A 5,691-nucleotide genomic window follows, 5' to 3' on the forward strand; every position below is an offset into this window, starting at 1 on the left:
TCCCCACCCTGGCCCTCGCCCACAGCGCCGACCGCGGCGACCTCTCGCGCGCCGTGCACCGCTGCACCGGCGTCGGCAAATGCCGCGCCGACACCACCGCCACCGGCGGCGTGATGTGCCCCAGCTACCTCGCCACCCGAAAGGAGCAGGACTCCACCCGCGGCCGCGCCCGCGTCCTCCAGGACGTCGTCTCCGGCGCCCTCGGCCCCGACGGCTGGCGCTCACCCGCCCTCCACGAAGCGCTCGACCTCTGCCTCGCCTGCAAGGGCTGCTCCTCGGACTGCCCCACGGGCACCGACATGGCCGCGTACAAGGCGGAGGCACTGCACCAGAGGTACGGGCGCGGACTCCGCCGCCTGCGCCCCCGCAGCCACTACGCGCTGGGGTGGCTGCCCCGCTGGACGCGACTGACCGCGCGCATACCGGGGGCGGCACGCGCCGCGAATGCAGCGCTGCGCTCCCGGCTGCTGCATCCGCTCCTCACCTGGGGCGCAGGCGTCGACGCCCGCCGGTCGCTGCCCCCCTTCGCGGCTACGACCTTCCGCCGCTGGTTCGCGGACCGTGCGGCGCCCAGCGAGGCGCCCCACGGTGACGTGCTCCTCTTCGTCGACACCTTCACCGACGCCTTCGCACCCGGTACCGGCCAGGCTGCGGTCGCCGTACTGGAGGCCGCGGGTTACCGCGTCAGGGTCACCGAGCGCCCCGTGTGCTGCGGCCTCACCTGGATCACCACGGGCCAGTTGGACGCCGCCCGGGCCCGCGTGCGCGCCACCGTCCGCGCTCTCCTCCCGTACGTACGCGCGGGCATACCGGTCGTCGGCCTCGAACCGTCCTGCACGGGAGTACTGCGCGCGGACGCGGCGGAACTCCTGGGCGGGCGCGGCGCATACGGGGCCGCGGGGACGGAAGCGGTCGGGGCGGACGAGGCGGCAGCCGCGGGCGAGGTCGCCGCCGCGACCCGCACCCTCGCCGAGCTGCTCACCGCCACCCCCGGCTGGTCGCCCCCCGACCTCACCGGCACCACGGCCGTCGCTCAGCCGCACTGCCACCACCACGCCGTCATGGGCTGGGACACGGACGCTGCGCTGCTCGCCGGGGCAGGCGCGGAGGTCGAACGCCTCGGCGGCTGCTGCGGCCTGGCCGGTAACTTCGGAGTCGAACGCGGCCACCACGACGTCTCCGTGGCCGTCGCGGAACACGCCCTCCTCCCGGCCGTACGCCGCTCGGCCCCCGGCACCCCGTTCCTCGCGGACGGCTTCAGCTGCCGTACCCAGCTGGCCGACCTGGCCGGACGGCGGGGGACGCACCTGGCGGAACTCCTGGCGCGGGGGCTCAGCCCCCGATGACGCGCAGCGCGCCCCAGAGGGCCACCACCGACAGGGACAGCGCTGCGGGCACCGTGAGCAGGCCGAGCCGGGTGAAGTCCTTGAGCAGCACATCGGTGTCGTGCGCGTGCAGGATGCGTCGCCACAGGAGCGTGGCCAGGGACCCCGCGTAGGTGAGGTTCGGCCCGATGTTGACGCCGAGCAGGACCGCGAGCACCGCGCCGGGGCCGCCCGGCGCGGTCAGCGGGATCAGGACGAGTACCGCGGGGAGATTGTTGATCACGTTGGCCAGTACGGCGGCCAGTGCGGCGATGCCGAGGAGCGCGGGCAGCGACGTGCCGTCGGGGACCAGCCGGCCGAGCGCGTCGGCGAGCCCGTTGTCGACCACCGCGCGCACCACGATGCCGAGCGACAGCACGAAGGCGAGGAACGGCAGCGAGAGCGAGCCCAGGACGGCGCGGACGGTGGTGCGGCGGCGGGCGAGCGTGCGCGCCGCGAGCACCAGTGCGCCGGCCGCCGCCGCCCACGCCGGGTCGATGCCGAGCGCGGAGGCGACCACGAAACCGGCCAGTGTGCAGACCACGGTGACCAGCGCGAACAGTGGTACGTCCGGCGGCTCGGCGGCAGCCGGAGGGGGCGTCTCCGCGTCGAGGTCGGCGGCGAAGCAGCGCCGGAAGACCACGTACTCGGTACCGATGGCGACCAGCCACGGCAGCACCATCAGCGCGGCGAACCGGGTGAAGCTCAGCCCGCTCGCCGCGAACGCGAGCAGGTTCGTCAGGTTGGACACCGGCAGCAGCAAAGAGGCCGTGTTCGACAGGTGGGCGCAGGCGTAGACGTGCGGCCGTGCCCGGACGCCCAGCCGGGCGGCAGTGGCGAAGACGACCGGGGTGAGCAGCACGACCGTGGCGTCCAGGCTCAGTACCGCGGTGATCGCCGAGGCGAGGCCGAAGACGGCGGCCAGCAGCCGCCGGGGGCTGCCCGCCGCCGCCCGCGCCATCCAGGCACCGCACGCCTCGAAGAGCCCTTCGTCGGCGCACAGCCGGGCCAGCACCAGTACGGCCGCGAGAAAGCCGATCACGGGGCCGAGCCGTGCGGCCTCCTCCTGCGCGTGCGCCAGTGGGATGGCCCCGGTCGCGAGGACGACGCCGGCGGCCGGCACCGCGACGGCCGCCTCCGGCAACCGGAACGGCCGTACGACCGCGCAGACGAGCACAAGGACGAGCAGTACCGCGGAGAGCGCCTCCGCGAAGGGGGTGTTCAGGGTCGTTCCTTTCCGGTCCGCAAGGGTCGGACAAATGTCGCAGAGTATGCGCTGGCCAGGCGTCATGGTGCAGGATGTAGGCAACGGGTGACGCCGAACGCGTGTCATGCCCCGTCAGGTTTGTATGTATATCCCTAGAATTGCTCGATGCAGATACCGCAGCTGCCCAGCGCCCTTGCGAGCGAGGTGATCCGGTGACCCGCCCCGACGCCACCGACGAACAGTGGGAGGGCCTCGCTGAGGTCGTCCCGCTGCGCGGCGGCCGCGAGTGGCCCTCGTGGCCCGACCACCGAGCCCTTCCCGACGACGAACCGAGCGAGGCATCCCGGCGGTTCATCGTCATCCGCGTCCAGACCTTCGCCGACGCCCGCGAGGTCGCCGAGCACCTCATGGCGCAAGTGCCCGTACTGCTCGACCTGAGCAGCGCCGACACGGACGTGGCCAAGCGCATCCTCGACTTCTCCAGCGGCGTCGTCTTCGGCATCGGCAGCGGCATGCACCGCGTCGACACCAACGTCTTCCTGCTCGCCCCGATCGGCACGGAGGTCGACGAACCGCGGGCGGGGGCGGCGCCGCGCCCGTAGGCGCAGCGCCGGCGTCCCCCATTCGTAGGAACGGCCGTCCGGCGTAACGGTTCTCCGGTGGTCCGGCTCTCTAGCGTTCCCGGCATGGACCCCTGGAGCCGTACGGACGACGCGACGCCGGCGGCCACGGCCGTGGCTGTGGACGCGGGCGCGAACCCGAACGCCGAGGCGAGCGGCCCGCCCGGCCTCGCCGAAGCGAGCGAGCCGCCCCATCCGGCTGAGGCGAGCGGCCCGCCCCGCCCGCTCGTCACCGAGCTGCGCCTGTCCGCCTTCAAGTCGCACCGCGGCGCGACCTACCCGCTCGGCCCCCTCACGCTGCTCGCCGGCCCGAGCGGCAGCGGCAAGTCCAGCGCGCTCCAGGCGTACGGACTGCTCGTCCGGCTCGGCGCGGGCGAACCGCTGGACCGGGCGCTCGCCGCCGTACCGGGCGGTGCCGCGGCCTGCGTACCGGACCGGGCCGCGCCGGACGCCCAGGGGCGGCGCGGCTTCCGCCTCGGCTGCACGGTCGACGGACCGGCCGGCCCCACGCGTCTCGACGTCGCCGTCCAGACGGAACCGGAGCTGCGGATCGCCGGCGAACGGCTCACCGGCGGCGGGCGGACACTGTTCACCACCGCGCTCACCGACCCCGGCCGCCGCACGGTGCAGGCCGCGTGGCACACCGCCGGTGCCACCCCCGTCACCCGCGCGCCGCTCCCCGACGACCGGCTGGGCACCGCCCTGCTGCCGCTGCGCGTCGCGGGCACGACGGCGGGCCAGCGCCTGGTGCTGGCCGCCGCCGAACAGACCCTGATCGCCCTGCGCTCCTCCTTCCTCTGCGACCCGCGCCCCGAAGCGGTACGTGCGACGGCCCGGGGAGCCGGTCCCGGGTCGGGCACGTCTTCGGGGGCGGGCGCGGCGGACGCCTCCGAAGGCGCGCGGCTGCGGCCGGACTGCGGCAACCTCGCCGCCGTACTGGAGCGCACCGGCCGGGAGTGCGCCACCCGCCACGCGGCGCTCGTCGACGCGGTACGCGCCGGCTGCCCGGGCCCGGTACAGGGGCTTCGCGCGGAGCCCGGCGCACGGCGGGACGCGGGCCGGGCGGGCGGCGTACAGGGTGACGTGCCGGTTGACGTGCCGGCGGCCCGCGCCGTGCTGGAGCGGGGCGGCGCGCGCGGGGCGCTCCCCGTGGACTGGCTGGGCGACGGCGAGCTGCGCTATCTCGCGCTGGCGCTGGTGCTGCTGACCGGCCCCGGCGTGCTGGCCGTCGACCCGGTGGCCGAGGTGCTGCCGGCCCGTCAGGTGCTGACCGTGGTGGTGGACGGGCTGGACCGCTGCCTGGACCGGCGGCAGTCGGCCGAGCTGTTCGCGCTGGCCGTACGGATGGCGGCGCGCGGCCACATCCGGCTGCTGGGGACGGTGACGGACGCCTCGGCCGCCGCCCGGCTGCCGGAGGTCGGGGTGCTACACCTGGGGGCATGAGTGAAGATCTTCAGACCCTGCAGCGCCGGCTGGCCGACTTCGCGGCGGCCCGGGACTGGCAGCAGTACCACACCCCGAAGAACCTCGCCGCGGCGCTCAGCGTCGAGGCGTCCGAACTGGTCGAGATTTTCCAGTGGCTGACTCCGGAACAGTCCGCCAAGATCATGACCGACCCGGCGTCCGCGGCGCGCGTCGAGGACGAAGTGGCGGATGTGCTGGCGTACTTGCTCCAGTTCTGCGGCGTACTGGGCATCGACGCGGCGGCCGCGCTCGCCGCGAAGATCGAGCGCAATGAGGAACGATTCCCCGCGAATCGCCCCGACCGTCACTCTCCGGAGTGATGGATCTCGCAAACTCGCCTTAGTTGTCCACAGATTTGCGAATTACTCTAGCGTTTTCGGCGGTTCCAGTTCACTCTGGGTAGTGACAGGTGTGCGCAAGGCAGCGGACGAGGCAAGGGAAGGGGTCGTGCATGGATGCGGTGCGGATCATCGCGGCCAGTAGGCACGGTCTGGCCCAGGCACGGACGGTCCAGGACATCGTCATAGAGGCGTGGCAGGCGCAGGCCCTGGCGGAGGCGGTCGGCAGCCTCCTGGCGATATCCGGACCGTTCGAGGTGCGGGCCAAGGCGCGAAGGCTGGGCGAGGCGGGAGGCCGCTCGGGCGCGGCGGTGCTGTGTCCCGTACCGAGGTCGTACGGCCCCAGAGCGGCGCAGCTCTCCGAAGTCCAGGACAGCAAGCTCGCGTTGACGGACCTGTGCGGCCTGCTGGCCGAGGTCTGCGAGGCCCTGGTGAGCGTCGTCTGCGCGGCCGAGGAGGACGGCCTCTACTGGACCTGCGTGGAAGCGATGGACGCAGCCGACGAATCCCGCGACCGCGCCGCCGCCATCCTCAAGCAACTCCTGGTCCGCGACCGCCCCCACGACCGCGACCCGGCCTGAGGAGACGACGGAGGCCACGCCCGGGGGCGAACGCGCCCGGAGGTGGAGTCCTGGCGGCGGTACCGAGGTCGTACGGCCCCAGAGCGGCGCAGCTCTCCGAAGTCCAGGACAGCAAGC

The 5,691-nt window shown here is 74.0% G+C and carries 6 protein-coding genes; 5 read left to right on the forward strand and 1 reads right to left on the reverse strand.

Annotated elements, in window-relative coordinates; translation table 11 throughout:
- Nucleotides 1–1,346: (Fe-S)-binding protein (locus CCS38_RS00610; RefSeq protein WP_223731197.1), on the forward strand; the 1,346-nt coding region annotated here is incomplete at its 5' end.
- On the opposite strand, the gene CCS38_RS00615 is transcribed toward CCS38_RS00610, so the two are convergent.
- Nucleotides 1,333–2,589 carry an SLC13 family permease gene (locus CCS38_RS00615; protein ID WP_223731201.1) on the reverse strand — a complete coding sequence of 419 codons (1,257 nt, stop codon included), beginning with the start codon at nucleotides 2,587–2,589 and terminating at the stop codon, nucleotides 1,333–1,335. The two genes, CCS38_RS00610 and CCS38_RS00615, sit on opposite strands and share 14 nt — an antisense overlap.
- A 194-nt stretch (nucleotides 2,590–2,783) precedes the next feature.
- Between CCS38_RS00615 and CCS38_RS00620 the strand changes: the two genes are divergently transcribed.
- From CCS38_RS00620 to CCS38_RS00635, 4 genes are all read left to right on the forward strand, one after another.
- Entirely contained in the window at nucleotides 2,784–3,173 is a 390-nt protein-coding gene (locus CCS38_RS00620) for a cell division protein SepF (RefSeq protein WP_030261034.1), read from the forward strand.
- An 84-nt stretch (nucleotides 3,174–3,257) separates the two neighbouring features.
- Nucleotides 3,258–4,634 (forward strand): AAA family ATPase, encoded by a 1,377-nt coding sequence (locus CCS38_RS00625; RefSeq protein ID WP_223731198.1) that lies wholly within the window; start codon nucleotides 3,258–3,260, stop codon nucleotides 4,632–4,634.
- Nucleotides 4,631–4,975, forward strand: coding sequence for a nucleotide pyrophosphohydrolase (locus CCS38_RS00630; protein ID WP_223731199.1), 345 nt, complete (start codon nucleotides 4,631–4,633; stop codon nucleotides 4,973–4,975). The genes CCS38_RS00625 and CCS38_RS00630 overlap by 4 nt, the downstream gene beginning before the upstream one ends.
- 131 nt (nucleotides 4,976–5,106) lie before the next feature.
- Nucleotides 5,107–5,574: a DUF6099 family protein gene (locus CCS38_RS00635; RefSeq protein ID WP_223731200.1), complete on the forward strand. Its 468-nt coding sequence runs from the start codon at nucleotides 5,107–5,109 to the stop codon at nucleotides 5,572–5,574.
- Nucleotides 5,575–5,691 lie beyond the last annotated feature (117 nt).

The sequence above is a fragment of the Streptomyces purpurogeneiscleroticus genome (assembly GCF_020024005.1).
Lineage (GTDB): Bacteria > Actinomycetota > Actinomycetes > Streptomycetales > Streptomycetaceae > Streptomyces > Streptomyces purpurogeneiscleroticus.

What these genes read in the sequence shown, in the direction of transcription:
- CCS38_RS00625 (WP_223731198.1), top strand. Translation starts at nt 3,258, where the DNA reads ATGGACCCCTGGAGCCGTACGGACGACGCGACGCCGGCGGCCACGGCC.
- CCS38_RS00630 (WP_223731199.1), top strand. Translation starts at nt 4,631, where the DNA reads ATGAGTGAAGATCTTCAGACCCTGCAGCGCCGGCTGGCCGACTTCGCG.
- CCS38_RS00635 (WP_223731200.1), top strand. Translation starts at nt 5,107, where the DNA reads ATGGATGCGGTGCGGATCATCGCGGCCAGTAGGCACGGTCTGGCCCAG.